The following is a 26,901-nucleotide window of genomic DNA, read 5'->3' as shown; positions in this document are numbered from 1 at the left end:
ATGAGGCTGGCGATGGCTGAACTCAGCGGGAATGATCGGCGTTCCATGAGGCTTCCCTGTCGGTGAAGATGACGCCAAGCTAACCGCGCCGCGGCTCCTGCGCCTGTCCCCATTTGTGGGGACGCGAGGGCCTTCCGGTCAGGCAGCCTGGGCCGGCGCCGGCCGAGCCAGCCGGGTCTCGACGTCGGCCTTCACCTTGGCGATCGCCGCGTCCTTCACCGGGCCATAGCCGCGGATCTCCATCGGCGCCTTTGCGAGTGCGACGAGCTCGGAGAGCGCGGCAGGATCCAGCCTGCGGAGAACTTCCGCGATCAATCCCTCATACCAGGCGATCAGCTCGCGCTCCGTGCGCCGCTCGGTCGTGTAGCCGAACGGATCGAACGCCGTGCCGCGCAAGACTTTTAGCCGCGCCAGCATACGCAGTGGCAACTGAATCCATTGACCGAAGGCGCGCTTGCGGGGCCGGCCGCGCGCATCGCGCTTCGCCGGCAGGAAGGGCGGCGCGAGGTGATAGGTCACGCGGTAGTCGCCGTCGAACTCGCGACGCAGCTCGTCGAGGAATCCGCTCTGCATGTGCAGGCGTGCCACCTCATACTCGTCCTTGTAGGCCATCAGCTTGAACAGCGCGCGCGCCACCGCCTCGGTCACGGCTTCGCTGCCGAATGCGGCTTCCGCGGTACGGACCTTGGCGACCGTGGTCCGGTAGCGTGCCGCATAGACTGCGTCCTGATAGGCGGCGAGGAAATCGGCGCGGCGATCGATCATCTGGTCGAGCGTTTCGGTTGCCGGCGCATTGTCGGGCTTCGGCAGGGCAGCGGGATCGGTGGCGGCGATCCGGCCCCAGGCAAAAGCCTGCTTGTTGCGCTGAACCGTGACGCCGTTGAGCTCGATCGCACGGAGCAGCGCTTGGAGAGAGAGCGGGACCAGGCCCTGCTGCCAGGCAAAGCCGAGCATGATGATGTTGGCGTAGACGGCATCGCCGAGCAGGCGTTCGGCCAGCGCATTGGCATTGATGGTCGCGAGATTGCCTTCGCCGATGACGCGGCCGATCGCACGCAGCCGTGCAGGGGAGGCGAGATCGGCGTCGCGCAGGCGCACGACATCGCCGGTCGGCATCTCCGCGGTGTTGATTGCGGCGCGCGTGCTGGCTCGATAGGTGCCCGACGCCTTCGGCGAGGAGCTGACGACGAGGTCGCAGCCGATCAGCGCGTCGGCGGCGCCCTGGTCGATGCGGACCTGATGCAGCGCGTCCGGATCAGAGGCGATGCGGATGTAGCTCAGCACGGGACCGAACTTTTGTGCAAAGCCTGTGAAGTCCAGCACCGAGATACCCCGGCGCTCGAGATGCGCGGCCATGCCGATCAATGCGCCGACCGTGATCACGCCGGTGCCGCCGACGCCGGTCACCAGGAGATCGAACGGTTTGTCGAGCGTTGCCGGCGTGGGCAGCGGCAGCGCCGCCGCCCGGTCCTGCGCGTCGATGTCGCTTGCCGTCTTCTTCCGGCGCGTGGCTCCCTCGACCGTCACGAAGCTCGGGCAAAAGCCGTTAAGGCAGGAAAAGTCCTTGTTACAGGCCGAGAGGTTGATCTTCCGCTTGCGGCCGAACGGTGTCTCCCTCGGCTCGACGCTCAGGCAGTTGGATTCGACCGAGCAATCGCCGCAGCCCTCGCAGACGAGATCGTTGATATAGGCAAAGCGCTTGGGGTCGGCCATCTGTCCGCGCTTGCGCCGGCGGCGCTTTTCGGTGGCGCAGGTCTGCTGATAGATCAGCACGGATACGCCGGGAGTGTCGCGAAGCTCGCGCTGCACGGCGTCCATCTCCTCGCGCGGATGGATGGTGACGCCGATCGGGAAGTCCGCCGACGCAAAGTGCGTGGGATCGTCCGAGACCAGCGCAATGCGCGCAACGCCTTCGGCGCGGACGCTGTGCGCGATGGCATAGACGTTGACGGGGCCGTCGACTGGCTGGCCGCCGGTCATGGCGACTGCGTCGTTGAACAGGATCTTGTAGGTGATGTTGGCGCCGGCCGCGATCGCCTGCCGGATCGCCATCGAGCCGGAATGATAATAGGTGCCTTCGCCGAGATTCTGGAAGACGTGCTTCTTGCCGGTGAACTTCGACGAGGCCGCCCAGTTCACCCCTTCGCCGCCCATCTGAATCAGCGACGAGGTCTCGCGGTCCATCCAGCTCGCCATGAAGTGACAGCCGATGCCGGCCAGCGCTTTTGAGCCTTCGGGTACTTTTGTGGAGGTGTTGTGCGGACAACCCGAGCAGAAATAGGGGGTGCGGGTCGCGCCGGCGACCGTGATCACGCGCTGCGCATCCGGCACGAGCGCGGCAGCGCGGGCCACCAGATCGAGGCCCGGAAACATCGGGTCGAGCCGCCGCGCCAGCACGCCCGCAAGCGCACGCGGCGACAATTCGCCGATCCAGGAGATCAGCCGCGCGCCTTGCTCGTCATGCTTGCCGACCATGCGCTCGGGTTTTGCGCCCGGATAGTCATAGAAATACTCCTTGAACTGGCTCTCGATGATGCCACGCTTCTCTTCGACGACGAGGATCTCGCGCTTGCCCCCGACGAATTCCATCGCGTCGTGCAGCGCGAGCGGCCAGACCATGCCGACCTTGTAGATGTCGATGCCGATGCTGCGGCAGGCTGCTTCATCGAGGCCCAACAGCCGCAGCGCTTCCATCAGGTCGAGATGGGCCTTGCCGGTCGTGACGATGCCGTAGGTGGCGTTGCGAATATCGTAGATGTGGCGGTCGATCGGGTTGGCCTTCGCGAACGCGTAGACCGCGTGCTTCTTCGCTTCCAGCCGCTCCTCGATCTGCGGTCCCGGCAGATCCGGCCAGCGATAATGCAGTCCGCCCGGCGGCGGCGTGAAGTCGGGACGTGCGAAGAGACGTGGCGGCTGCAACGCCACCGATGCGCCGGATTCGACGATCTCCGAGATCGCCTTGAAGCCGACCCACATGCCGGAGAAGCGGCTCATGGCGTAGCCAAACTCACCGAACGCAAGATATTCGCTGACGCTGGCCGGATGCAGCGTCGGCATGAACCAGCTCATGAAGGCAACGTCGGACTGGTGCGGCATCGAGGAGGAGACACAGCCATGGTCGTCGCCGGCAACCACCAGCACGCCGCCATGCGGTGAAGAGCCGTAGGCGTTACCGTGCTTGAGCGCATCGCCCGAGCGGTCGACGCCGGGGCCCTTGCCGTACCACAGCCCGAACACGCCATCGACCTCGCGATCCGCTTGCGTCTCGACCTGCTGCGAGCCGAGCACCGCTGTCGCAGCGAGGTCTTCGTTCACTGCGGGGAGAAATTCGATGCGATCGGTCGTCAGCCGCTCCTTGATCCGCCAGAGCTCGAGGTCGACGCCGCCGAGCGGCGAGCCGCGATAGCCGGAGATGAAGCCCGCGGTGTTGAGACCCGCGGCGCGATCGCGCTTGGCCTGGTCGAGCGCGATGCGGACGATGGCCTGCGTGCCCGTCAGGAAGACGCGGCCTTGCTCGCGGTCGTAGCGGTCGGAGAGCTCATAGGCATCGAGGGAAGGAATGGCGTCCATGGCTAGCCTCGCGCGGCATCACTGTCGGATGGAGCGAGGGTAGTCCCGGAGGGTTGGTAGGTCTTACCCATCTTTCCTAACTTCGCCTCAAATTCGGTAGAACTTTACGCCATGAGTCAAAATCTGGTAGAATTACCCGATTTGAGGGTTCCCATGGTCGAAGACCAAGACGCACAGATTCTCGCGCATCTCCAAAGGGATGGCCGTGCCACCAACCAGCAGCTGGCCGATGAGGTGGGCATGTCGACCTCGGCCTGCTGGCGGCGGGTTCGCGCGCTGGAGGAGACCGGAATCATCCAGGGCTATGCCGCGCTGATCGCGCGCGAGCGCGCCGGCTTTGCGATGTCGGCCGTGCTCCATGTTTCGCTGGAGCGTCACGATGCAAAATTCGTCGACGAGTTTGTTTCTCGGGTCACCAAACGGCGCGAGGTGCTGGAGTGCTTTGCGACGACCGGCGACGCCGACTATCACTTACGCGTCGTCGTGCGCGACATGGCGGCCTACAACGCGTTTCTCGACGAGTTCATGTTCCGGATCCCCGGCATCCGCTACGTGCGCAGCAACGTGATCTTGAAGGAGATCAAGACGAGCGTGGCGCTGCCGTTTTGAGTAGGGCTGCCGTAGGGTGGACAAAGCCAACGGGTCGCGCGAACGCGCGCCCGATGACAGGCTCCGCGTGCCCCCTCTTCTGTCGAATTTGCGGAAAAATGGTGGGCACGGCTTGTTATTTCGCGGCAGCAGGCGCTGCGACCCTCCACGCGCCGGCGGCCGGCCGCTTCAATCCGAGGTTCTCGCGCAGCGTCTTGCCGCGATAGTCCTTCTGGAACAGTCCGCGGCGCTGCAATTCCGGCACGATATGGCGGACGAAATCGGCGTAGGAGCCGGGCACGTAGGTCGCGGCGATGACAAAGCCGTCGCAGCCGCGCTCGACGAACATCTCCTCGAGCTTGTCGGCGATCTCCTTGGGGCCGCCGACCATCGCATCCTGCACCTGGCCGCGGCCGGAGAAGGTGACGAAATCGCGCGCGCTTGGATTGCTCTTGCCTGATGTCTTCAGCACGCCGTCGCGAATGCCGAGGATTCCCTGCATGCTCTTCAGCTCTTCGGACGTCAGCGGCTCGTCGAGACCCTTGGAGGCGAAGTCATAGTTGAGCGCTTCCGCGAGCAGCGACAGGGCGTCGATCTGCAGCGGCAGCTTGTTGATCAGCGCCATCTTGTCCTCGGCCTCGGCCTTGGTCGCGCCGCAGACCGGCGTGGTCAAATTGCAGAGGAACATCTGGTCGGGATCGCGGCCGGCCTTGGCGGCCTCGTTGCGGACAGCTGCATAACCCTCCTTGGCGCATGCGAGATTGCGCGCGGCGGTGAAGATCACCTCGCCCCATCGCCCGGCAAAGCGCTGGCCGCGGCCGGAGGCGCCGGCCTGGATGATGACGGGATGGCCTTGTTGCGAACGCGGCACGGTGAATGGTCCGCGCGACTTGAAGGCCGGGCCCTTGTGATCGAGCCGCTTCACCTTGCCCGGATCGGCGAAGCGCCCGCTCTTTTTGTCCATGATGAGCGCGCCGTCCTCCCATGTGTCCCAATGGCCGAGCACGACCTCCATGAACTCGTCGGCGCGGTCGTAACGGGAATCGTGCTCGGGGTGGGAGTCCCTGCCCATGTTGAGCGCTTCGCCGTCATTGAGCGACGTCACGACGTTCCATCCGGCGCGTCCGCCGGACATCAAATCGAGCGTGGCGAAGCGGCGCGCGACGTCGAAGGGTTCGAAATAGGTGGTCGAACAGGTCGAACCCAGCCCGAGCTTTTCCGTCACCATGCCCATGGTGGTGAGCACGATCAGCGGGTCCATTTTCACGCAGCGGATGCCGTATTCGACGGTGTGGGCGTGATCGTTGCCGTAGCGATCGGGCATCGCCAGGCGATCGTCGAAGAATGCCATGTGAAATTTGCCGGCTTCCAGGATGCGCGCGATCTCCTGGTAGTAGTCGGCCGACATGGAATCCTCGCGCGAGTCCGGATGCCGCCATGAGCTCGGCAAATTGGTGCAGTTCTGCGCCTGCAGGAAGCCGACCAGTACCATCTGCCGTGTCATGCCGTTGCTCTCCTTGTCCGGATCAGGCGAGATCGAGTTCTTTGTCGAGCTTGTAGTCGCGGGCGAGGGCCCGGAATTTCTCCCACGTGGCGTCCTCGATCTCGATGCCGCTCTGCCAGCGCCCGACTTCGCACAGATGCTCGACTTCCGGCGGAGGCTCCTGCTGCCCTGAGCAGCGCCGTACAGAGGCGGGTGAGGCGATCGGCCTGGAGGATCGGCATGACGTTTCCTCGGGCGGTCGCCCTTGGCGGGCGCCATTGTTGGCCGCTATCGTCTCAAAGCGCCCGTGCGATATCAATCTCCCGTAAACCAAAGCAGGGCTGCAAATTCGTAGAGCTGCGCGCCTTCGTCCGCGATCCGCCCTCCGCGCGATACCTTCACCGTAGTTTTCCCAATAGTTTCGCGTCCTGCGTTCGCAGCTCGTTCACTGTGATGAATGGTTTGCCGGGCGCAATAACGACCACTTAGGTGATTGCCCGAGATAACGGGTCCGGGAAAAAAGGCAGGAATGCCCGGGAGCTAGGACCTTGCAGACCCTCGCGCGCACATTTGCGGCGTTGAGCGCCATCAACGAAGCGATCCTCTACGCGAAATCGCCGGACGAGCTGTACCAAAGGGTCTGCGACGCCGGATTTTCGAGTGGGGATTTTCTGGCCGTCTCCGTGTTCCTGGTCGAACCGGACGGCCGGCGGCTGCGCTTTGTGGCCGGCCGCGGCGAAGACATCGCGCGGCTGCGCTCGATCGTGATCACCACCGAGGAGGGGACGCCGGAAGGATCCGGCGTCGGCGGGTATGCCTTCCGCGAGCAGAAGCTGTGCATCAGCAACGACTATCTCAACGATCCGCGCTCGCTTGCCTGGCGTGACGGGGTCGTCAAGAACCACATTGGTGCGGCGGCGGCCCTGCCCCTGATCTGCCAGGGCCGCAGCGTCGGCGTGCTGTTCGTGACCCGATACGAGACGGGGGCGCTCGATGAGCAGATGGTCTCGCTGTTCGAGCGCATGTCGGCCAACATCAACTATGCGCTGGAGAATTTCGAGCGCGAGACCGCGCGCCAGAACGGCGAGCGTGCGATGCGGCGGCTGAACCGGATGTTCGGCGCCCTCAGCTCGACGAACGAAGCCATCCTGCGCGCCAAGACCGAGCTCGAGCTGTACCAGCGGGTTTGCGACGCATCCGTCTTCAGTGGAAAATCGATTGCGACGATCGCGCTGCTGCGCGAACCGAATTCGCACTGGATGAAGCCGGTTGCCGCGACGGGCCAGAATCTCGAGCTGGTGACCAAGGCGCGCTATTCGATCGACCCGGACAGTCCGTTCGGCCGCGGTATTTCTGGCCAGGTGTTTCGCACCCAAAAGCCGGTCGTCGAACACGACCTTGCCGCGCGCACCAAGGGAACGGTGTGGGAGCAGGCCAATATCAGCTCCGGTGTCGTCGCGTGCGTCGTCGCACCCCTTATCAAGCGTGGCGAGAGCGTCGGCGTCCTCGTGTTCTTCATCAGCCAGTCCTGGGCGACCGACGACGAGATCGTCGCGCTTCTGGTGCGCATGGCTGAGAACGTCTCCTTTGCCATCGAGAATTTTGACCGCGAGACCGAAAAGGCCAGAATTGCGGAGGAGGAGGATCGCCTCGCGCGCCTGTACGCGGCACTCAGCGCGACCAATGAGGCCATCCTGCGGGCGCGGTCGCGCGGCGAGCTGTTCGATCTCGTCTGCGAGGCGACGGTCAAGGGTGCCAAATTCGCTTCGACCTCGATTGCGCTTGCGGTTCCGGATTCCGAATGGCTTCGGGTGGTTGCCAGCTACGGCCCGAACAATGGCGAGGTTCGAGGTTTCAAGCTGGCGACCACCGACAAGGTCCCGGAGGGACGCGCATTGAGCGGCGCCGCATTTCGCACGCGGCAACCTTGCGTCAGCAACGACATGTCGACCGACGAGCGCATGACGCCGTGGCGTGAAAGCGCACGGCGCGCCGGAATCGCATCGGCTGCCGCACTGCCGCTCTTCAACGGTGACCGCCTGGAAGGCATTTTCCTCTTCCACTCGTTCCAGCGCGATACGTTTACCCCTGAATTCGTCGAGCTCCTGAAGCGGTTGCAGGCGAACGTCGCTTTCGCCCTGGAAAACTTCGACCGGGCGGAAGAGAAAGCCAGAGCCGAGAAGCAGCGCAACCGGCTCAGCGGCATGTTCCAGGCCTTGAGCGCCACCAACGAAGCCATCATGCGCGCCACGACGCGCGAGGAGCTGTTCGAGGTCGCCTGCCAGGCGGCCGTGCTGAGCGGCATGTTCGCTTCGACGACGATCGGCCTGCTGGATCCGGTCGGCGAGATCGTCCGCGTCGTCGCAGCAAAGGGACGCAACCACGAGCGGATGCTCGGCCGGACCTGTATCGTCGCGCCCGGCCATCCCGAGGCCGAGGGTACGATCGGCACGTCGCTGCGATCGATGCGGCCCTGCGTGATCAACCACTATCTGAACGATCCGCGGTTGGCGCATTGGCGGTCGATGGCGGTCGAGGACGGCACCCGTGCGGCGGCGAGCTTCCCGCTGCTTCGCGCCGGCCGCGAGCCGATTGGCGTTCTGCTGTTTCACGCGCCCGAGGAAGACGCCTTCACGCCCGACCTCGTCGCGCTGCTGGAGCGCCTCGCGGAAAACGTCTCCTTCGCGCTCGACAATTTCGATCGGGCCGAAGAGAAGGCTCGTACCGAGGAGCAGAAGCGGCGCCTGACGCTCATGTTCGCGGCGTTGAGCGCCACCAATGAAGCCATCATGCGGGCCAAGACTCGCGACGAATTGTTCGAGGCTGCCTGCGAGGCAGCCGTTCTTGGAGGCGTGTTCGGGAAAACCGCGATTTGCCTGCTGGATCAGGATCGCGAAATCCTTCGCACCGTCGCAGCGAGAGGACGCAAATACGAGCAGATGCTCGGGCGATCCTGCAATGTCTCCGCCGGTCACCCCGAGAGCTTCAGCGTATCCGGGACGTCGCTGAGGACGCGTCGCCCCAGTGTGATCAACGATTACCTCAACCATCCGGCTTCCGCGCCCTGGCGGCGCGAGGCGACGCTGGATGACACCCGCTCGATCGCGAGCTTCCCGTTGTTTCGCCGGAGCGAGGAGCCGATCGGCACGCTGCTCTTCCATGGACCCGAAGTTGACATGTTTACGCCAGACATGATCGAACTGTTGGCCCGCTTGGCGGAGAACGTCTCCTTTGCCCTCGACAATTTCGATCGTGTCGAGGAGAAGGCCCGCACCGAGGTGCAGAAGGAGCGCCTGACGCGCATGTTTGCCGCGCTCAGCGCAACCAACGAAGCGATCATGCGGGCGAAATCCCGCAGCGAGCTGTTCGAGCTGGTGTGCCAGGCCGTGTCGAACGGCGCAAAGTTTACCTCGACCACCATCGCGCTCGCCAAGGCCGACACCGACCAGCTCGAGATCGTGGCCGCCGCCGGACCGTCCGCCGAGACCACGCGCAACGTCAGGCTCTCGATCGACCCCGAGCGTCCGGAAGGTCGTGGCATGAGCGGGACCGCGTTCCGGACCCGGCAGCCCTGCATCAGCCACGACTATCTCAACGACAATCGCGTCAGTGCCTTCCACGCCATCGTCCGCGACGACGGCGCAAGGTCCGGCGCCGCATTCCCGCTGGTCGTGCGCGACCAGCCCGTCGGCGTCATGATCTACATGTCAACCGAGCAAGACACCTTCACCGGCGAGTTCGTCGAGCTGCTGCAGCGCCTCGCCGACAACGTTTCCTTCGCCATGGAGAACTTCGACCGCGCCGACGCCAAGAACAGGGCGGACGAGCGGATCGAATATCTGGCTTCGCATGACAGCCTGACCAATCTGCCGAATCGCGAGACCTTCAACGGCTTGCTTCGCGAGGCGATTGAGGAGGCGCACCGCTACGAGCGCCGGTTCGCTGTGCTGTTCATCGACCTCGATCGTTTCAAGGTGATCAACGATTCGCTCGGTCACGAGGCCGGCGACCTCCTGCTGCTCGAAGTCGCCAACCGGCTGCGCAAGGCGCTGCGGGCCAGCGACGTGGTGGCGCGGCTCGGCGGCGACGAGTTCGTCGTCATCCTCGACCAGTGCGGCGAGATCGACGACGTCCAGCGGATCGCGACCGAATTGCTCGCCGCGCTCGGCCAGCCCATGGAGCTCGCCGGTCATGAATGCCACACCACGGCGTCGATCGGCATCGCGATGTTTCCGGCCAACGGCGCCGACGCCCAGACGCTGACCAAGAACGCCGACATGGCGATGTACCTCGCCAAGGAAGACGGCAAGAACGGCTACCGCTTCTTCTCCAAGGAGGTGAAGACGCAGTCGATCGAGCGGCTGTCGCTGGAAAGCGCGCTGCGCCGGGCGCTGGAGCGCGACCAGTTCTCGCTGCACTACCAACCCAAGGTGGACATGGAGACCGGCCAGATCACGGGCGTGGAGGCGCTGTTGCGCTGGAGCCATCCCGAACTCGGCAACGTGTCGCCGGCGCAGTTCATTCCGCTCGCCGAGGAAACCGGCCTGATCGTGCCGATCGGGCGCTGGGTCGTGAAGGAAGCCTGCGCGCAGGCGATGGCCTGGCAGCGCCGCGGGCTCCTGCCGCTGTCGATGGCGGTCAACCTGTCGCCGCGGCAGTTCGCCGACGAGCATCTCCTGCAGGACGTCGACGAAGCGCTTGCGGCGAGCGGCATGTCGCCCGTGCTGCTGCAGCTCGAGGTCACCGAGAGCATGATGATGCGCAATGTCGGCCGTGCCCTCAAGGTGCTCGACGCCATCCAGAGCCGCGGCATCCGCCTTGCCATCGACGATTTCGGCACCGGCTATTCCTCGATGTCGCTGATGAAGCATTTTCCGATCGACACGATCAAGATCGACCGCTCTTTCGTGCGTGACCTGCCGCATGACAGCGAGGACCAGGCCATTGCCCAGGCGATCATCAGCATGGGCAAGGCGCTTGGCATGACCGTGGTCGCCGAAGGCGTGGAGAACGCCGAGCAGGAGGCTTTCCTGCGTACCCATGGCTGCGACGAGATGCAGGGCTACCTGGTCGCAAAGCCGCTGCCGCCGCAACAGATGGCCGAATTGCTGCGGCCGATGAGCCTTCCCCTTGCCCCGCCGCTGCAGCCGAGCCAGGAGCCGGACGACGGCAGTGGCGTGCCGTCACGGCTGAAACGCGCTGTCGTCTGACGGCTGCGGTTGCAGATCGCGAACCTCGCGGTCCGCATCGTTTCTCATGCGCGGAAAGTCATGAACCCAGGGCAGTGACGTCTGCTCGCCGAACAGCGCCAGAACGGCGCGGGCGCCATCCGCCAGGCTCGAGCCGTCGCGCAAGCCAAGCTGACGACACCACGCCCGCTTCATCGGCTCGTGCACGTCGAGGACGGCCATGGCGGAGCCCCACCACCACGCGGGCGCAGGCGAGCGTTCGTCGCCGGGCACCGCGCGCCATCGCGCGAGCTCGTCCATCATGCGCTCGAACTGCAGGCCCGCAGCCTGATGCATTCCGGCAAAACTCCCCGTCACGCGTGAAAAACCGGATCGGGCATCGCCTTCAAGCAACCGATCGGATGTCGAATGTCGATTGCGCGATGCGGGCAAACGCCCGCTGCGACGCTATCGGACGCGAACGCGCGCCCGTCGCAGGACATGAATGCCGACTGACAGCCGCTCTTTTACCCGCCCGGGCCGCGGGTCGGCAAGGCAATCGCCGCGTCATGGTTGCCTTGAACGTTGGCCCATTCGGTAAGATCCGCGGCGATTGCGACTTCGGATGCTTACCTGACGTCAAGACGCCGAAGGCGAGGTCGACGGGGCGCGGTGAACGGTCGCACGCGGGGCTTCCGGCTCACGAAATCGTGCTTTCGCGCAGCAGATCGAGCGTCAATCGAGGCGCATCGTGTCACGATTTCGCTCGAAGGCTAAAGGTATTCGCGGCAAATCTTCGCGATTGCGAAATGTCCTATTAACTAAGGTCATTTACGGTTCGCAACTCAGAGCCAGAACTGCATCGTTCCGACGTCATTTCTCCGCATTCGACGCAGCTTCCACACGCATCGGCTGCGCGCGAACCGCAAAACCAAGACTTAAAAATTTCTTACCTGTTAACGATGAAAAAACAGGGACGAAAGCAGGACAGATTAACTAGGAATTTAGGAACGAGTTGTGCGCGCGCGCCGGTCCCTTAAGGGTTTCATCAAATTGCCCTGGCTTGTGGGAATCAAGATGCGCGTCGCTATCGTTCACGATTGGCTTTACGTTCTAGGCGGCGCGGAGCAGGTTCTTCGCGAGATCCTGAAGTGCTATCCGGACGCGGACGTGTTCACGCTGTTCGATCTGCTCAGCCAGGACGATCGCCGCAAGCTCGGCTTCGAGACCTCGCACACGAGCTTCCTGCAGAAGATGCCGTTCCTCAAGCGGCATCACCGCTCGTATCTGCCGCTGATGCCGCTCGCGATCGAACAGTTCGACCTGTCGAGCTACGACCTCGTGATCTCCTCTAGCGCCGCTGTCGCAAAGGGCGTGATCACTGGGCCGGATCAGTTGCACGTCGCCTATGTGCACTCGCCGATGCGCTATGCCTGGGACCTGCAGCACGTCTATCTCAAGGAGAGCGGGCTGGAGTCCGGCATCAAAAGCGCGGTCGCGCGGGCGATCCTGCACCAGATGCGGATGTGGGACTCGCGCACGGCGCACGGCCCCGACGCCATCATCACCAATTCCCAGTTCGTCGCCCGTCGCGTCAGGAAGACCTACGGTCGCGATTCCAGGGTCATCTATCCGCCGGTGACGCTCGCCAACCGTGACGTCATCCTCCCGGTCGGCCACCACTTCCTGGCGGCGAGCCGGCTCGTTCCCTACAAGCGGATCGAGCCGATCGTGCGCGCCTTCAACGAGATGCCCGATCTGGAGCTCATCGTCGCCGGTGACGGCCCCGAGGCCGCGCGGCTGAAGAATCTTGCGGGTCCCAACGTGAAGTTCGTCGGCTTCGTGCCCGACAAGGATCTGCGCGACCTGATGACCACAGCGCGGGCTTTCGTGTTCGCCGCCGAAGAGGACTTTGGCATCGTGCTGGTCGAGGCGCAGTCGGAAGGCACGCCCGTGCTCGCGCTCGGCAAGGGCGGCGCGCGCGAGTCGATTGCCGCGTCCGGACCGCGTCCGACCGGAATGTTCTTCGACAAGCCGGACCCGCAGTCGATCGTGGAATGCGTGCGGTCGTTTGTCGCCAGGGAGAAGACGATCTCGCGGCTGGATTGCCGCCAGCGCGCGACCCTCTTCTCGGCCGAGAGATTCCGCAACCAGTTCGTTGCGGCCGTGAACGAGGAATTGGAGCGGTTCCGTGCGGGAGACCAGGGGCTCGAGACGCCTCGGTTGATCGCATAGGGCTCGCGATTGTGCCGAGAACAAGAGAATGAGGCACGCGAGCGCATCGGAGGTCTTTTCCGGTCTTGAATCATTAGGCAGAATCTGGCGGCGCCGGCGGCTGTTCGCTACGGCATTTCTCGGCACGATCGCGCTCACGATCGTTGCGCTGCTGGTGTTGCCGGTCCGCTATCTCGCCACCGCATCCGTCATCGTCGCCGAGCAGGAGCCGGGCGTCGCCAACGCCTCGCCGGCATGGGCGCAGAAGATCGGCGATCCGGCTGACCTCGAAAGCCAGCTTCTGGTCATTCGCTCGCCGCGCCTGATGCGAATTGTGATGAATGCGCCGGGCGTGCTCGACGCGGTGACGCAGGAGTGCGAGCGCAGCCGCCTGTTCGGCTCGGGCGAGGCCTGCCAGCGACTGCGAACGGACAGCACCGCGTTCATCGAGCATGTCGACAGCCATCTCACCGTCTCATCGGCCGGCCGCTCGCGCGTCATCAACATCTCCTACCAGTCCGCCATTCCCGAGGTCGCCAAGACGCTGGCCAACGCGCTGACGACGGCGTTCCTCGAGGACCAGCGCACGGAAGGCGCCAACAGCCGCGAGGTGGCGACGACCTGGTTGTGGCAGGAGCTGCGCCAGCTCGACGATCAGTTGCGGCAGGCGGACGAGAAGATCCAGAAATTCCGCCGCACCAAGGGTCTGATGCGCGGCGCCAACGCGCCCATCACCTCGGAGCGCCTGTCGAGCATCGGCCAGCAGCTCTCGCAGGCCGAGGCGGCCCGGGCCGAGGCCGCCGCACGTCTGCAGGAGATCAAGTCGCAGCAGGCGCGCGGCCTGACCGACGCGCCGTCGGTGCTGTCGAGCCGGTCGATCGCCGATCTCAAGCAGCAACTGACGACGGTGAGCTCGCAGCTCGCCAGCGCCACCAGCGTGCTGGGGCCGCGGCACCCCTCGATCATGGCGCTCACGCGAGAGCAGGGGTTGATCCAGCAGCGGCTCGCCGACGAGATGGAGAACATCGCCGCCAGCGCGCAGAAGGCCTATGACGCCAACGACAACCTCGTGGCGTCCCTGAAGAAGCAGATGGAGACGGCGAAAGCCGAGGCCGGATCAGCGACGCTGGACGAAGCCTCGATCGAGAGCATGGTGCGCGACACCGAGATCAAGCGCCAGCAATATGCCGAGCTCTACAAGAAGGCGAGCGAGCTGGAGACCGAGCGGCGCGTGCTGCAAGGCTCGACGCGGCTGGTCAGCCTGGCCGAGTTGCCGAACAAGCCGTTCTTCCCCAAGAAGCTGCCGTTCCTCGCGGCGGGCTCGACACTGGCGCTGATCCTCGGCGTTGCCGCCGCGCTTCTTGCGGAGCGGCTCAGCCCGAGCCCCGCAGGCGCAGAGCAGCCCGCGCCGTCGCGCGCGGCACGGCCGACCGAAGCAGCCGCGACGAAGGAAGCCGCTGTGTCGAGGGACGAACCGCCGCCGGCTGCGGCGCCCGTCGCGATGCCGGTCGAGCGGTCCTCGCTGCTTTCGGCCATGACCGGTGCGCCGATCATCGCGCGCCTGCCGCGGCTGCGCGAGCAGCAGCCGGCCTGGACCGTCAGCAGCATCCTCCAGGCGCATCTGAAGCTGCCGATCCTCGAAGTGCTGCGGCTCGCCGTCAGCGACGACGACTTCCAGTGGATGCTGCACAATCTCAAGCTCGGCCTGCGCCTCGGCACCGCCGAAGGCGCGCAGCGCATCGTCGTGACGTCCCCGGCCGCGGGAGAAGGCAAGACCGTGACGACGCTGGCGCTGGCGGAGCACCTGGCGGCATTCGGCTGTCGGGTCCTCGCCGTGGAATGCGACGTGCTCAATCCGGCTTTTGAAGCCGCGCTCGGCATCGAGGGCGGCGTCGGCCTGCTCGGCGTGCTCGCCGGCCCGATGACGGCGCGCGATGCGGTGGTCCGCACCGCGGTGCCGAATCTCGACGTGCTGGTGTCCGGCGGCGCAGGCGCGCGAGCCGCGAACATGCTGTTCGGCAGGCGACTCATCGATCTGCTCGGCGATGTCGGCAGCTACGATGTCATGCTGATCGACAGCCCGATGCCGCTCAATGCCGGAAACTACTTTGCTGATATCGACCACACCATCGTCTGCCTGAAGGGCGACGGTTCGCTGATGGGGCGCGCCGCGCCTGTCGTCGCCGAAGTGAAAGCGCTCGGCGCGGGCAGCGTCGTGATCGCGGTGACGATGGAAGAAAGCCAGCGCAGCAACGCCTATCAGCCGGCGTTCGTCCCGACCGAAGCATATGCTAGGGCAGGATGATGTCGAGCGAGCGTGTCCTGTTCGTGGATCACACCGGGCAGATCGGCGGCGCCGAGCTGATCCTGCTCGACGTCGTTGACGGACGGCGGCAGTCCTCGGTCTTCCTGTTCGAGACGGGGCCGCTGAGCAAGGCGATCGCCGACAAACGGCTCAATCTCATCGCGTCGAAATGGGGGAATGGCCTGTCGCAGTTCCATCGCGACAGCTCGCCATTGAGCGCAGTTCCGCTCGCGGGGCGCATGGCGGCCATCGTGTTCGAGATCGCGCGCGCGGCCCGCCGGCACGACATCGTCTATGCCAATTCGCAAAAGGCCTTCATCCTGTCGGCGATCGCAAGCCGCATCGCGCGACGCCCGCTGATCTGGCACCTGCACGACATCATCAGCTCCGATCATTTCGGTGCCGCACAGCGGCGGGCCCAGGTGCTGCTCGCAAACGCCTGTGCGACCAAGGTGATCGTCCCCTCCGAGGTTGCCGCGACCGCGTTCATTGAGGCGGGTGGCAAGCGCGAGCTCATCGACGTCGTGCCGAACGGGCTTGCCATTCAGCCCGATCCGAGCTCGCCGGGCGAGCTCAGGCAAAGGCTTGGCCTGCCCGCAGGGCCCCTGGTCGGCGTCTTCAGCCGCCTTGCCGCCTGGAAGGGCCAGCATGTGCTGATCGAGGCAGTTGCAAGACTTCCCGGCGTGAACTGCATCATCGTGGGCGATGCGCTGTTCGGCGAGCAGGATTATGCCGCGCGACTGAACAAGATGGTTACCGAGCTGGGCGTGGGAGATCGCGTCCGCTTCCTCGGTCACCGCAACGATGTGCCGAAACTGATGAAGGCCGTCGATGTCATGGTGCATCCGTCGATCGATCCGGAGCCGTTCGGCCGCACCCTCGTCGAAGCCATGCTGGCGGGCGTGCCTGTCGTGGCCACCAAATCCGGCGCGGCGCCCGACATCCTCGAAGGCGGCAAGGCCGGCACGCTGGTGCCGCCCGACGATGCCGGTGCGCTCGCCGATGCGATTGCGGCCGTGCTGGCAAAGCCCGAGCAGCTCTCCGGCCAGCTCGAATATGCCTCGGTCCGCGCCCGCGTGCATTACAGCCTGAAGCAGATGCTCGACACGATCGGGCTCGTAATCCGCAGGGCCCAGACCGGAGCCGCGGCATGAGCGCCAGCCTTGCCTCCTCGCAACGGCACGGTGTGTGGCCGCTGCCGGGCTGGCTCGCGGCCGTGCTCATGCTCGCCGTCGTCGCGGGCCTCGGCGGCACGCTCGGCGGATTGTCGCGGCTGGTCTTCGTGCTCGGCTGCGGTGCCGTCGGCTGGTACGCGTGGCGTCAGGGCGCTGCGGCGCATTTGCAGGCCGCGCTGGTGCTCTTCACGTTCGCGCCCTTCGTACGCCGGTTGGTCGATCTCGCAATCGGATTCGATACGCTCGGCCTGATGCTGATCGGGCCACTGCTCGCGATCCTCGTTCCCGTGCTGTATCTGCCGCGGCTCCTGGAGACCGAGGACGTGCCGGCCAGATGGTTCTGGCCGCTCGGCATCGTCGCCTGCTCCGTGATCTATGCCGGAATGCTGTCGATGGCGCAGGCCGACTGGAACAATGCCGCCTCGGGCACGCTGAAATGGCTGGCGCCGCTGCTCTATGCGGCGGTGCTGATGCTGAGCGCCGACCGGCGCGAGCTCATCGACGCGGCGACGGCGGCGTTTCTGGTCATCCTGCCCGTGACGGGGCTCTACGCCATCTATCAATACGTCGATCCGCCGGCCTGGGACCAGTACTGGATGCAGCTTGCGCCAATCCTGTCGATCGGCCAGCCGATCCCCTACGGCGTTCGCTCCTTCTCAACCATGAACTCGCCGGCGAGCTATGCGAGCTTCACCGCGGTCGGGCTGTTCCTGCTCGCCTTCTCGCAGAAGCGCTGGCCGGCCCTGCTGATCGCGCTGCCGGCCGGTCTCGGACTGCTGCTGTCGCTCTACCGCACGGCGTGGATCTCGCTCGCGGTGGGCATCCTGTTCTGCCTGCTGTTCTCCGCAACGCGGCGCCGGGCGAGCATGATCCTGATCGGGACCGCCGTCGCGCTCGTGCTCGCGGCGACGCTGACGCCGTTTGGCGACGTCGTGGGCGAGCGGCTCTCGACGCTGGGCGAAGGCACCCAGGACGGCAGCGCGCAGGAGCGGCTGGAGGAATTCGTCACGCTGTGGAAATTGCCGGACTCCTCGCTGTTCGGCTCCGGCTTCACGATCACGGATGTCGGCTCGGCGGGCGCGATGCCCATCGACGGCATGATCATCGCCTGCTGGCTTTCGATGGGGATCATCGTCGGCGGCCTCTGTCTCGCCGCCCTATGCTGGTCGATCGGCAACGCGGTGAGCACGGCCTTTGCCGATCGAAGCGCGGACGCCGTCATCGTCGGCGCGCTCGCGCTCGGTGCACTGGCGCAGTTGCCGCTGGCCAACATCACCTCCGGCGAGTCCGGCTTCCTGTTCTGGACTTTTGCCGTTCTGTCGACGCCCAGGCTGATCGAGGGATCGGTCGAATGACCGCTGCGCGGTATCGCGCTCACGCCGTGGAATCGCCGCGTCCTTGCAGTGCCCCTCCGTGTTTCTACGTGTATCGTTAATATGTCCGTTAACCCAAGCGTGTGGTCGATTCAGGCTCATCCGAGCAGATTTCATCGCATTTTCGCCTTGGAAACGCTCATGGTGGCATCATGCATCCGCGCGTCGAGGTGTTGACGCGCGCGCAGCGACGATACGCCCTAACACTCCAGGCTTTTGCGCTGCTGCTCGCACTGCTATTGCTCGATCATAACCTGCTGCTTCAGAATTCGTTAACTGAACTGCCGGTTCGACTTTTCATCGGGGGGCTCGCCTATCTCGCCTGCATCGGTTTCGCAGTCGGGCTCCTGCTCCCCGACATGGGACTGACGGTTCTGAACCGTGTGTGCAGGACACTGCGCGTGAGTTGGGAGCTGAGTTGAAAGTGTTGCTGTTCGCGACAGCCAGTGCACTTGCGTTGCCGTTTGCCAAGGCGACTGACCGCGCCCTGGGACCGCGAGGCTGCCTGTTCACCTTTCATCGCGCCGCGCCTTCGGCCCTCTGGGAAGAGCTGCCCAATCGCAATTTCTACATCGACGTCGCGTTCCTCGACAAATTCCTGACCTATCTCGCCGCGCAGAGCTGGGACGTGGTGACGATGAGCGAGGCGCAGCGCCGCATGTCCAGCGGCGACCGCGGCAACTATGTGAACTTCTCGATCGACGATTGCTATCGCGACACGTTCGAGGTGGTCGCGCCCCTGTTCCGAAAGCATCAGGTGCCGCTGACGCTCTTCGTCACCACCGGAATTCCCGACGGAACCTTGTCGCTCTGGTCGTCCGGGCTTGAAGACGCGCTGCTCAATCGCGACCTCGTGCGGGTGGGCGATGAAACAGTCGTGCTCGACAGCGGCGAAGCGAGGCGGGCGGCCTATCGTCGCATCGCTGCATCCTGGGATGGTCTCGAAGCCGACAAGCACTATGCCGCGTTCTGCGCAGCCAATGGGATCGATATCGAGGCCGTGCACTGGAAGCACGCTATCTCCTGGGAGATGCTGGCCGAGCTTGCTCACGATCCGCTGTTCGAGATCGGAGCGCACACCGTCACCCATGCACGCATTTCCTCGCTGGACCCTGAAGCGGCGATGGCGGAGCTCGAGCAGTCGCGTAGCCGCCTGAACGAGCGCCTCGGCATCCGCGTCGAGCACTTCGCGTTTCCTTACGGCCGGGCCGTCGATTGCGGCCCGCGCGATTTCGAGCTGGCGCAGCGTGCGGGCTTCCGCAGCGCCGCCACCACGCGCAAGGGCCTGGTGCGCCGCGGGCGCGACGCGTTCAGCCTGCCGCGCAACACCATCAACGGCGGCCATCGCAGCCTCGCCGCGATGGAAATGCACCTGATGGGCTTCACCGGGACGGCGGCAAGGGTGCTGGGGCGTGTCTGACGGCGCGCCGCTGCGGATCGTGTCAATCGCACACCCGGCTGTCAGCAGTGAGGCCGGGCGGCTGCGCTATCGCCATTTCGCGTCCCGTCCCGACGTCGACATGCATCTGGTGATGCCGGCGACCTGGCAGGAGTTCGGCCGCACCATGACGGCCGAGCCGTTCCAGGCCGATGGGGTATCGGTGCACGTGCTGCCGATCCGGATTCCGCATGCGGGTCCGATGAACTGGTATCTCCACTTCTATCCCGGTTTGCGCCGCCTGTTGCGTGAGCTCGATCCGGACGTCATCCATCTCTGGGAAGAGCCGTGGAGCGTCGTCGCGCTTCAGGCGCAGCTCCTCAGGCGCCGCGCAGCCCTGGTGCTGGAGGTCGACCAGAACATCCTCAAGCGCTTGCCGCCGCCGTTCGAATCGATCCGCAAGCACGTGCTGGGGCACACCGACCACGTACTGTCGCGCAGCCCCGATGCCACCGCGGTCGTCCGCGCGCGCGGCTATGCCGGGCCGGTGACGCCGATCGGCTACGGTGTCGATCTCAAGACCTTTTCCCCCGGTGTCCCGGCGCGTGGACAATCGTTCAGGATCGGCTATGTCGGACGCCTCATCGAGGAGAAGGGCCTCGACGACGTGCTCGATGCGATGGCGCGCGGCGCCTCGTCCGTTTCGTTCAGCATCATGGGCGAGGGTCTCTATGAGGAGAGGCTGCGCCAGCGCGTCGAAGAGCTCGGCCTTGCGGGGCGGGTGGATTTCCGCGGCTGGGGGGCGCCCGCCGATGTCGCGAACTTTATCCGCGGCCTCGATGCGCTGGTGCTGCTGACCCGCACCACGAAGGCCGTTCGCGAGCAGTTCGGGCGCGTGATCATCGAGGCGCAGGCTTGCGGCATCCCCGTGATCGGGTCGACTTGCGGTGCGATACCCGACGTCGTCGGCGATGGCGGCTGGATCGTGCCGGAGCGCGATCCGGATAGTCTCAGCAAGCTGCTCGCCAGCCTTACCGACAACGCCGCGCTGGTGCAGGCGACGGGGCAGGCGGCGCGCCGCAACGTCGAACAGCGCTTCACTTACGATGCGGTGGCTAGCGCTATCGTGACGGCGTGTCGGGCTGCAGTGGAGGCGCTCGCTCTTCCAGCATCTCGTCGCCACCATGCTTGAGCGCGTCGATCTGCCTCAATAGCTCGATATACTGCGCACCGACCCGCTCCCAGCTATAGTTGCGCGCGGTCTCTCGAGCGCGCTCCCGCATGCGGGTCATGAGATCAGGGTCGGCAAGTGCGTCAGCGATCGTGGCCGCGATGGCGTCGGCGTCCGGCTCGATCCGAAAACCGTTCACGCCGCAGGCCAGATATTCCTCGATGCCGCCGACCGATGTCGCGAACACCGGCAGCGCGCAGGCCATGGCCTCCATGCAGACCAGCGAGAACGTCTCATACGCCGTCGGCAGGACGAAGGCATCCGCGGCCGAATAGATGGCCGGAAGGTCGGAGCGGTGGCCGGCAAAGATCAGCCGCGTACGCGCCTTGTGCGCGAGCTTTCGATAGGGCGCAGGGTCGTCCGAGCCGACGACGAGCAGCCAGACATCGTCATCGAGCTTCTCCAGCGCAGCGATCGCGAGCGCCAGGCCCTTGCGATGGAATTCGTGGCCGACGAACAGCAGCAACTTTGTGTCGTTGGGAATCCCGAATTCGGCGCGGATCGCCCGCCCGCCTAGCGGATCGGGCGTGAAGCGATCGAGGTCGATGCCATTGGAGATGACGCGGATGCGGGAGGCGGGCACGTCGTAGAATTGTTGCAGCTCCTGCGTGACACGCGAGGACACCGCGACGAAGATGCGATAGCGCAGCCCGCCGATCATCCAGCGCTCCCTCAGGCTCACCCACAGATGCATGGGGTTGAGCCTCCAGCGCCACTGGCCGGCGTTGCGCTTCTCGGCCAGGCTCTGCGCGTTGACGGCGTGCACGACCAGCACGTCGCCCTTGAGGCTGTCGCCATGGCTGATCACGACGGCGTCGGGATGGCGGCTGAGCGCGCGGGTCACCGCGAGCGTGAACAGCGGCACCACGATCGCCCGGCCGATATGGCGGAACGGCCCGCGGGTCGGGATCCGCGACAGCCAGGGCATGACGCGCTCGATGCTGGCGGTGCGCTCAAGCTCGCGGCTGACTGCGCTCGCCAGCACAACATTTGGTAAGCCGTTCCGGTTAAAGATGCGCGCGAGCTCGCTGGCGACGGTCTCGACGCCGCCGGCGCTGCTGAGTTCCTGAACGACCTGGACGATCTCAAGGGTCATTGGGCTTATCTATGAAGCTCGCATTGCAAATTCGTTCTAGTTTGCGTGACATTCTCGCAGTCGCGTTAACCATTGCGTCATGTCCGGCTGTGGCGCAGGCCACGCCGCCGGACCGCGCAGGCAATGAACGGCTGAGGGATCGCATCGGCGGCGGCAACCTCGTGACGCATCTTGCGGGCAAGCCCGCCGTTGAGCAGCTCTATGAGGCCCTGCACGGCGTCGGGGCCAAACTCGGACGAATGAATTCCTACGGCTGGCGGACGGTCGCGCGCATTCCGACACCCAAAGATTTCGATGCAGGCATGCTCGAAGCGCACAAGAATGGAATTACGCCGATCATCCTGCTCGAATATGACGGCAGCTATCAGACGCTCGATCCTCCGCAACCGATCGGATCGTATAACGACTGGTTCCAAGCCGGGAAGGCGATCGCGGATCGATTCCGCCCGGATGGTGAATGGGCGAAGGAAAACGGTATCTCGGGATGGGGCGCCACCGTTTTCTCAGCCATCAACGAACCGGACGTGCTCGCCAACATTCCGCGCCAGGCCTACCACGACGCTTTGGCGGGACTTGCCGATGGCGTGCACAGTGTCGACGCCACCTTGCGCGTCGTCCCGGGCGGCTTTGCGACCTGCAATTCGCATCTCGATGCAACCTTGCGCGGTTACGGGCCCGCGATCGCGGATCTGCTGGAAGACGGCCGCCTCGACGGCATCGATCTGCACACCTACTACAACGACCGCTGGTACCCGATCACGCGCGGCCGCGAGTTCTCCGCGCAAACCTGCTTCGACCGCGTCAAGCAGGCGATGGGATTGAAGCGCGACGTCAGGTTCTACGCCACCGAATTCAACGTGGCGCGGGCAGGGGAGTGGGACGACTCCAGGGTGCTCGGCAAATTGTTTCTGAGCGCGTTCTGGGATCAGGTCGGGATTGTCGGCCAGGACGGGCATTCGCCTGCGATGGCGCTGGCATTTCCCTGGAATCTCGCGGACACGCCGCGCGTCGACGGCCCGCACTACGCCATGGCCGTCACCGAGAACCCGTGGTCGCCGGAGATCCGCGGCGTGGTGCTGCAGACGATCTTGCGGCTCGCCGGCGACATGACGCTGACGTCGATCGACAAGAGTCGCGGCCTTTATACGCTGACGAGTCCGGACGCCGAACTCTACGTCTGGCAGAACCTGCAGGGATGGACGGACAAGCCCGGCCGCGCGCTCGAGCTGACGCTGCCCGACTGGGCGCATACGGTCGAGATCTGGGGTTGGGAAGGATTGCGCCGCCGCGTTGCCGCGACCGGCGGACGCAACGTTCTGGGCGATCTCGGCGAAGGCGAAACGTTCATGATCCGCGTGCCGCGGCGGTAGTTCGGCGCGGATATCCTTGTGCGCGCTGGGCGTCATTAAGGTAAACGCAAGCGAAGTCGTCGCTATCAGCTGCTTTTGTAAGCAAGAAACGCGACATACTGTTATCCACCATGCGTCAATTTGGCTGTGATACCGATCGTCGCAGTATGGATCATTTGGGTCGCGCGCACGTGCAGCTTACGGACAATTCGAATCCGCCGAGTGCAATGCCTGCGCCGCCGTCCGGGGCGGGCGTGAAGGTTCGCGAGATCGCCGAGAGCGATCTGCCGGCCATTGCCGCGCTGCTCACCAAGGGTTTTGCGTTTCGCTCCAACGAATACTGGCGCCGCGGGTTAGCGCGTCATGCCCAGCGCGCGCGCCCGGCCGGCTATCCCGCGTTCGGCTATTGCCTCGATCGCGGCGGTGTGCCGGTCGGCGTCATCCTGCTCTTGTTTTCGGAGCTGCATGCAGACGGCGAGACCGTCATTCGCTGCAATGTCTCGAGCTGGTATGTCGAGCCCGAGTTCAGGATGTTCGGCTCGCAGATGGTTCGCGCTGCGACGCGCGACAAGAGCGTGACCTATTTCAACATCACGCCGGCGCCGCACACCTGGGCGACCGTGGAGGCACAGGGATTTTCAGTCTATTGCAGGGGGCAGATGTACGGCGCGCTCGCGCTTTCGAGGCCCGCGCCGCGTGCCACCGTCGAGCAGTTCAGGGAAGACCATGCCGACGGGCTTTCAGCCTTCGAGGCCGACCTGCTGCGCCAGCATGCGTCCTTTGGCTGCCTCAGCGTCGTCGTGCGTGCCGGCGAGACGTGCCATCCCTTCGTGTTTCAGAAGCACCTGGTCAAGGACCTCGTGCCCGTCTATCGCCTGCTCTATTGCCGGGACACCGCCGAACTCGTGAGGTTTGCCGGAAATATCGGACGCTTCCTCGCCAAGCGCGGCGGCCTGCTGGTTCGCTTCGATGCGAACCACCCCGCATCGGGGATCGTCGGCTGGTATTCGGAGAAGCGCGGCCGAAAATACGCCAAGGGCCCGCGGCCGCCGCGACTCGGCGACCTCGCGTTTACGGAAGCGGCGCTGTTCGACAGCTAATCGCTGCTCATCCTCTTGCGAGACCGGCGCAGAAGGCGTCCAGCAATCCTCGCCCCTGCGGCCAGTCGCCGAGCCCACTCGATGCGTTGATGTGGCCGAGCGCGCCGGCAACGATCAACCCCGACCGCCATTCGTGTGCCCGTCGCCGCGTCTGCGTGAGTTCGCCATAGGGGTCGTCGGTGCTCGCGATCACGAGCGATGGACAGCGTAGCGGCGCGGTCGGCACGGATCGAAACGAAGCGGCCTCGGCCGGAAACGCGCTACCTTCGGGATCGGGGACGGATACCAGGAACGTGCCCGCGACTGGTGATGATGACCGTGCGGCCCAATGGGCCACCAGCAGGCAGGCGAGGCTGTGCGCGACGAGCACGGGCGGCCCGTCGCAGGCAGCGACGGCGTGCTCCAGCGACTGTATCCAATCGTCCAGGTGCGGATGATCCCAGCTCGCGGGCTTAAAGCGCATGAAGCCAGATTCGGCCCGCTCCCACAGCGTCTGCCAGTGCGTGTCTCCCGAACCTCCGATGCCGGGGAGAGTGATCATTTTGCGCATGCCGTCCTCGTGATATCAGGGGTGAGCGCGCAGTGTGACCGGTCCCGGTCCTGCATGACATGGCAAGTCATCGGCCGGATCATCCATTTGCCGATGATCTCAAGGTGGAACGGAGAATTCGGTTGGATCGTTTCGGGAGCGTCGACGGCAAGGATCTCAAAATCCTCGAAGCGCTGCAGGTGAATGCGCGCGTAGCTCTGTCCGAGCTCGGGCGCGCGATCGGCTTGTCCCAGCCGGCGATCTCCGAGCGCGTCAAGCGCCTCGAGGAAGCCGGCATCATCGAAGGCTATGGGGCGCGGGTCAATCCGCGTGCGCTTGGGCTGGGGCTGATGGCGCTGGTCCGGCTGCGCACGTCGCACGAGCACATCAAGACCTGTCTCAGGAAGTTCGGCGAGATCCCGAATATCATCGAAGTCCATCGCGTGACGGGCGAGGATTGCTTTGTGCTCAAGGTGCTCGTGCCGGCGCCGGAGGACCTCGAGACGATCGTGGACCGGATCGCAGGATTTGGCGCGGTGACGACATCACTGGTGTTGCGCAGCGAGCCGGTTCGCCCGATCGGTCGTGAACTGCTCAGGAAGAAAGCGGAGTAGAAGGCGTTACGATCCCGTATTACGTTTCCTTGCAGCCGTCGCAATGCAGCCGGCCGCGCGAGGCGCGGAACAGGCTGCGGCAATACCAGCGCCGCGCCAGCGCCTGCACCGGCCGCCGGATCATCTGCGCCATCATGAGAACTTCAATCACCGCCATGCCGTCAAATTCTCCTTTTGGGGCGGCACCCGCAAAAGAGAGTGCCGCCCCGAAGCGCATCAGCCATGCAGCTTGTTCGCGGTCTCCGCGATCGCGCGCCCCTGATAGCGCGCGCCGGCGAGCTCGTTGGCGCTGGGCTGGCGGCTGCCGTCGCCGCCGGTGATGGTAGTGGCGCCATAGGGCGCACCGCCCGTCACTTCATCGAGCTTCATCTGGCCGGCAAAGCCGTAGTTCATGCCGACCACGACCATGCCGAAATGCAGGAGGTTGGTGATGATCGAGAACAGCGTGGTTTCCTGGCCGCCATGCTGGGTCGCGGTCGATGTGAAGGCACCGCCGACTTTGCCGTGCAGCGCGCCCTTGGCCCAGAGCCCGCCGGCCTGGTCGAGGAAGTTCGCCATCTGCGACGACATGCGGCCGAAGCGGGTGCCGGTGCCGACGATGATCGCGTCGTAATTCACGAGGTCCTCGATCTTCGCGACCGGTGCGGCCTGGTCGACCTTGTAATACGAGGCCTTTGCGACTTCGGCCGGCACGAGCTCAGGCACGCGCTTGATGTCGACGGTCGCGCCTGCTTCGCGCGCGCCTTGAGCGACGGCATTCGCCATCGCTTCGATGTGGCCGTAGGCGGAATAGTAGAGGACGAGAACTTTTGCCATGATGGTCTCCGTTGGGGTGATGGGTGAGTTCGAGAATTCGGTGTCACTGCCGGGCTTGATCCGCCTGCGAGGCCGAAGCCTCTTCGGCGAGGCGTAGGCGCGGCAATCCATCGCCCTTCAAAGACACTTCCGAAGGTGATGGATGCCCGGGTCATCTAGCGCGAAGACGCGCTTCTGCCCGGGCATGACGAATTGTAGTAGGGCTCAGGCCGCGTCGACGAGCACCAGCTCGGAATCTTCCAGAGCCGTGATCTTCAAACTGTCCTCGTCGCGGATCGCGGCGCCGTCGCGGGCGTTGACGCGCACGCCGTTGATCTCGATCGCGCCTTGCGCCGGCACGAGATAAAGGTGACGCGACTTCTGCGGCGCGTATTCGGCGCTCTCGCCGGCCTTCAGCGTGGTGGCGAGCACACGCGCGTTGGCGCGGATCGGAAGTGCATCCGTGTCCTTCTCGTCGCCGCTCGCGATCGTCACCAGCTTGCCGGAGCGATCGGCCTTCGGGAACGGCTTTGAGCCCCAGGTGGGCTGGCCGCCGCGCGCGGTCGGCTCGATCCAGATCTGAAAGATCTTGGTCTTGGTCGGCTCGAGATTGTACTCGGAGTGGCGGATGCCGCTGCCGGCACTCATGACCTGCACGTCGCCGGCTTCGGTCCGGCCCTTGTTACCCAGGCTGTCCTGATGGGTAATCGCGCCCTCGCGGACATAGGTGATGATTTCCATGTTGGCGTGGGGATGGGCGGGAAAGCCTGTGTTCGGCGCGATCTCGTCGTCGTTCCACACCCGCAGAGATCCATGGCTCACATTGGCGGGATCGTAGTAGCTCGCGAAGGAGAAGTGATGCTTGGCCTTGAGCCAGCCGTGATCGGCGCCGCCGAGCTTTGCAAAGGGTCTAAGTTCGATCATGGGAATAGT

The 26,901-nt window shown here is 64.9% G+C and carries 19 protein-coding genes and 1 pseudogene; 12 read left to right on the top strand and 8 right to left on the bottom strand.

Features of this window, described 5'->3' with window-relative positions; translation table 11 throughout:
* Positions 1-138: 138 nt before the first annotated feature.
* Positions 139-3,573, bottom strand: a pseudogene (locus JQ632_RS01530) (indolepyruvate ferredoxin oxidoreductase family protein); the annotation flags it as partial.
* Between the two features lie 150 nt (positions 3,574-3,723).
* Here JQ632_RS01530 and JQ632_RS01525 point away from each other — a divergent pair.
* A complete protein-coding gene (locus JQ632_RS01525) occupies positions 3,724-4,179 on the top strand; it encodes an Lrp/AsnC family transcriptional regulator (protein ID WP_212400489.1) in 456 nt (151 codons plus the stop codon).
* A gap of 115 nt (positions 4,180-4,294) precedes the next feature.
* On the opposite strand, the gene JQ632_RS01520 is transcribed toward JQ632_RS01525, so the two are convergent.
* Positions 4,295-5,662 (bottom strand): LLM class flavin-dependent oxidoreductase, encoded by a 1,368-nt coding sequence (locus JQ632_RS01520; RefSeq protein WP_212400488.1) that lies wholly within the window; start codon positions 5,660-5,662, stop codon positions 4,295-4,297.
* 527 nt (positions 5,663-6,189) lie between these two features.
* On the opposite strand from JQ632_RS01520, the gene JQ632_RS01515 reads away from it, so the two are divergent.
* A complete protein-coding gene (locus JQ632_RS01515) occupies positions 6,190-10,851 on the top strand; it encodes a GAF domain-containing protein (protein WP_212400487.1) in 4,662 nt (1,553 codons plus the stop codon).
* On the opposite strand, the gene JQ632_RS01510 is transcribed toward JQ632_RS01515, so the two are convergent.
* Positions 10,825-11,166: a hypothetical protein gene (locus JQ632_RS01510; protein WP_212400486.1), complete on the bottom strand. Its 342-nt coding sequence runs from the start codon at positions 11,164-11,166 to the stop codon at positions 10,825-10,827. The two genes, JQ632_RS01515 and JQ632_RS01510, sit on opposite strands and share 27 nt — an antisense overlap.
* A gap of 720 nt (positions 11,167-11,886) precedes the next feature.
* Here JQ632_RS01510 and JQ632_RS01505 point away from each other — a divergent pair.
* The 7 genes from JQ632_RS01505 (at position 11,887) to JQ632_RS01475 (ending at position 20,446) form a co-directional block, all read left to right on the top strand.
* Positions 11,887-13,044: a glycosyltransferase gene (locus tag JQ632_RS01505; RefSeq protein ID WP_212400485.1), complete on the top strand. Its 1,158-nt coding sequence runs from the start codon at positions 11,887-11,889 to the stop codon at positions 13,042-13,044.
* Between the two features lie 28 nt (positions 13,045-13,072).
* Entirely contained in the window at positions 13,073-15,328 is a 2,256-nt protein-coding gene (locus JQ632_RS01500; protein WP_212400484.1) for an exopolysaccharide transport family protein, read from the top strand.
* Complete coding sequence (locus JQ632_RS01495) at positions 15,325-16,482, top strand: glycosyltransferase (RefSeq protein ID WP_212400483.1); 1,158 nt, start codon at positions 15,325-15,327, stop codon at positions 16,480-16,482. The genes JQ632_RS01500 and JQ632_RS01495 overlap by 4 nt, the downstream gene beginning before the upstream one ends.
* Positions 16,479-17,858 carry an O-antigen ligase family protein gene (locus JQ632_RS01490; protein WP_212400482.1) on the top strand — a complete coding sequence of 460 codons (1,380 nt, stop codon included), beginning with the start codon at positions 16,479-16,481 and terminating at the stop codon, positions 17,856-17,858. The genes JQ632_RS01495 and JQ632_RS01490 overlap by 4 nt, the downstream gene beginning before the upstream one ends.
* A 170-nt stretch (positions 17,859-18,028) precedes the next feature.
* On the top strand, positions 18,029-18,298 hold the full coding sequence (locus JQ632_RS01485; protein WP_212400481.1) for a hypothetical protein: 270 nt from the start codon (positions 18,029-18,031) through the stop codon (positions 18,296-18,298).
* Positions 18,295-19,296 carry a polysaccharide deacetylase family protein gene (locus JQ632_RS01480; protein ID WP_409363462.1) on the top strand — a complete coding sequence of 334 codons (1,002 nt, stop codon included), beginning with the start codon at positions 18,295-18,297 and terminating at the stop codon, positions 19,294-19,296. Before JQ632_RS01485 ends, JQ632_RS01480 begins: the two co-directional genes overlap by 4 nt.
* A complete protein-coding gene (locus JQ632_RS01475) occupies positions 19,289-20,446 on the top strand; it encodes a glycosyltransferase (protein WP_212400479.1) in 1,158 nt (385 codons plus the stop codon). The genes JQ632_RS01480 and JQ632_RS01475 overlap by 8 nt, the downstream gene beginning before the upstream one ends.
* Here the strand turns inward: JQ632_RS01475 and JQ632_RS01470 are convergent.
* Positions 20,376-21,581, bottom strand: coding sequence for a glycosyltransferase family 4 protein (locus tag JQ632_RS01470; protein WP_212400478.1), 1,206 nt, complete (start codon positions 21,579-21,581; stop codon positions 20,376-20,378). The genes JQ632_RS01475 and JQ632_RS01470 overlap by 71 nt on opposite strands.
* Before the next feature lie 89 nt (positions 21,582-21,670).
* Here JQ632_RS01470 and JQ632_RS01465 point away from each other — a divergent pair, with 89 nt between their 5' ends.
* Both JQ632_RS01465 and JQ632_RS01460 read left to right on the top strand, forming a co-directional pair.
* Complete coding sequence (locus JQ632_RS01465) at positions 21,671-22,951, top strand: hypothetical protein (RefSeq protein WP_312015548.1); 1,281 nt, start codon at positions 21,671-21,673, stop codon at positions 22,949-22,951.
* A gap of 233 nt (positions 22,952-23,184) precedes the next feature.
* A complete protein-coding gene (locus tag JQ632_RS01460; protein WP_312015547.1) occupies positions 23,185-24,030 on the top strand; it encodes an acyl-CoA acyltransferase in 846 nt (281 codons plus the stop codon).
* Between the two features lie 7 nt (positions 24,031-24,037).
* Here JQ632_RS01460 and JQ632_RS01455 read toward each other — a convergent pair whose 3' ends face one another.
* Positions 24,038-24,580 (bottom strand): alpha/beta hydrolase, encoded by a 543-nt coding sequence (locus tag JQ632_RS01455; RefSeq protein ID WP_212400476.1) that lies wholly within the window; start codon positions 24,578-24,580, stop codon positions 24,038-24,040.
* A 122-nt stretch (positions 24,581-24,702) separates the two neighbouring features.
* On the opposite strand from JQ632_RS01455, the gene JQ632_RS01450 reads away from it, so the two are divergent.
* A complete protein-coding gene (locus tag JQ632_RS01450; protein WP_249151185.1) occupies positions 24,703-25,173 on the top strand; it encodes an Lrp/AsnC family transcriptional regulator in 471 nt (156 codons plus the stop codon).
* 19 nt (positions 25,174-25,192) lie between these two features.
* Here JQ632_RS01450 and JQ632_RS01445 read toward each other — a convergent pair whose 3' ends face one another.
* The 3 genes from JQ632_RS01445 to JQ632_RS01435 form a co-directional block, all read right to left on the bottom strand.
* Entirely contained in the window at positions 25,193-25,330 is a 138-nt protein-coding gene (locus JQ632_RS01445; protein ID WP_212400474.1) for a hypothetical protein, read from the bottom strand.
* 59 nt (positions 25,331-25,389) lie between these two features.
* On the bottom strand, positions 25,390-25,989 hold the full coding sequence (gene wrbA / locus JQ632_RS01440; protein ID WP_212400473.1) for an NAD(P)H:quinone oxidoreductase: 600 nt from the start codon (positions 25,987-25,989) through the stop codon (positions 25,390-25,392).
* A gap of 204 nt (positions 25,990-26,193) precedes the next feature.
* Complete coding sequence (locus tag JQ632_RS01435; RefSeq protein ID WP_212400472.1) at positions 26,194-26,892, bottom strand: pirin family protein; 699 nt, start codon at positions 26,890-26,892, stop codon at positions 26,194-26,196.
* Between the last annotated feature and the right edge of the window lie 9 nt (positions 26,893-26,901).

Origin of the sequence: Bradyrhizobium liaoningense (assembly GCF_018130955.1) — a bacterium.
In the GTDB taxonomy this organism is placed as follows: domain Bacteria; phylum Pseudomonadota; class Alphaproteobacteria; order Rhizobiales; family Xanthobacteraceae; genus Bradyrhizobium; species Bradyrhizobium liaoningense_C.
The sequence above is the reverse complement of the archived record's forward strand: the minus strand, read 5'-3'. Positions and strand labels throughout refer to the sequence as shown.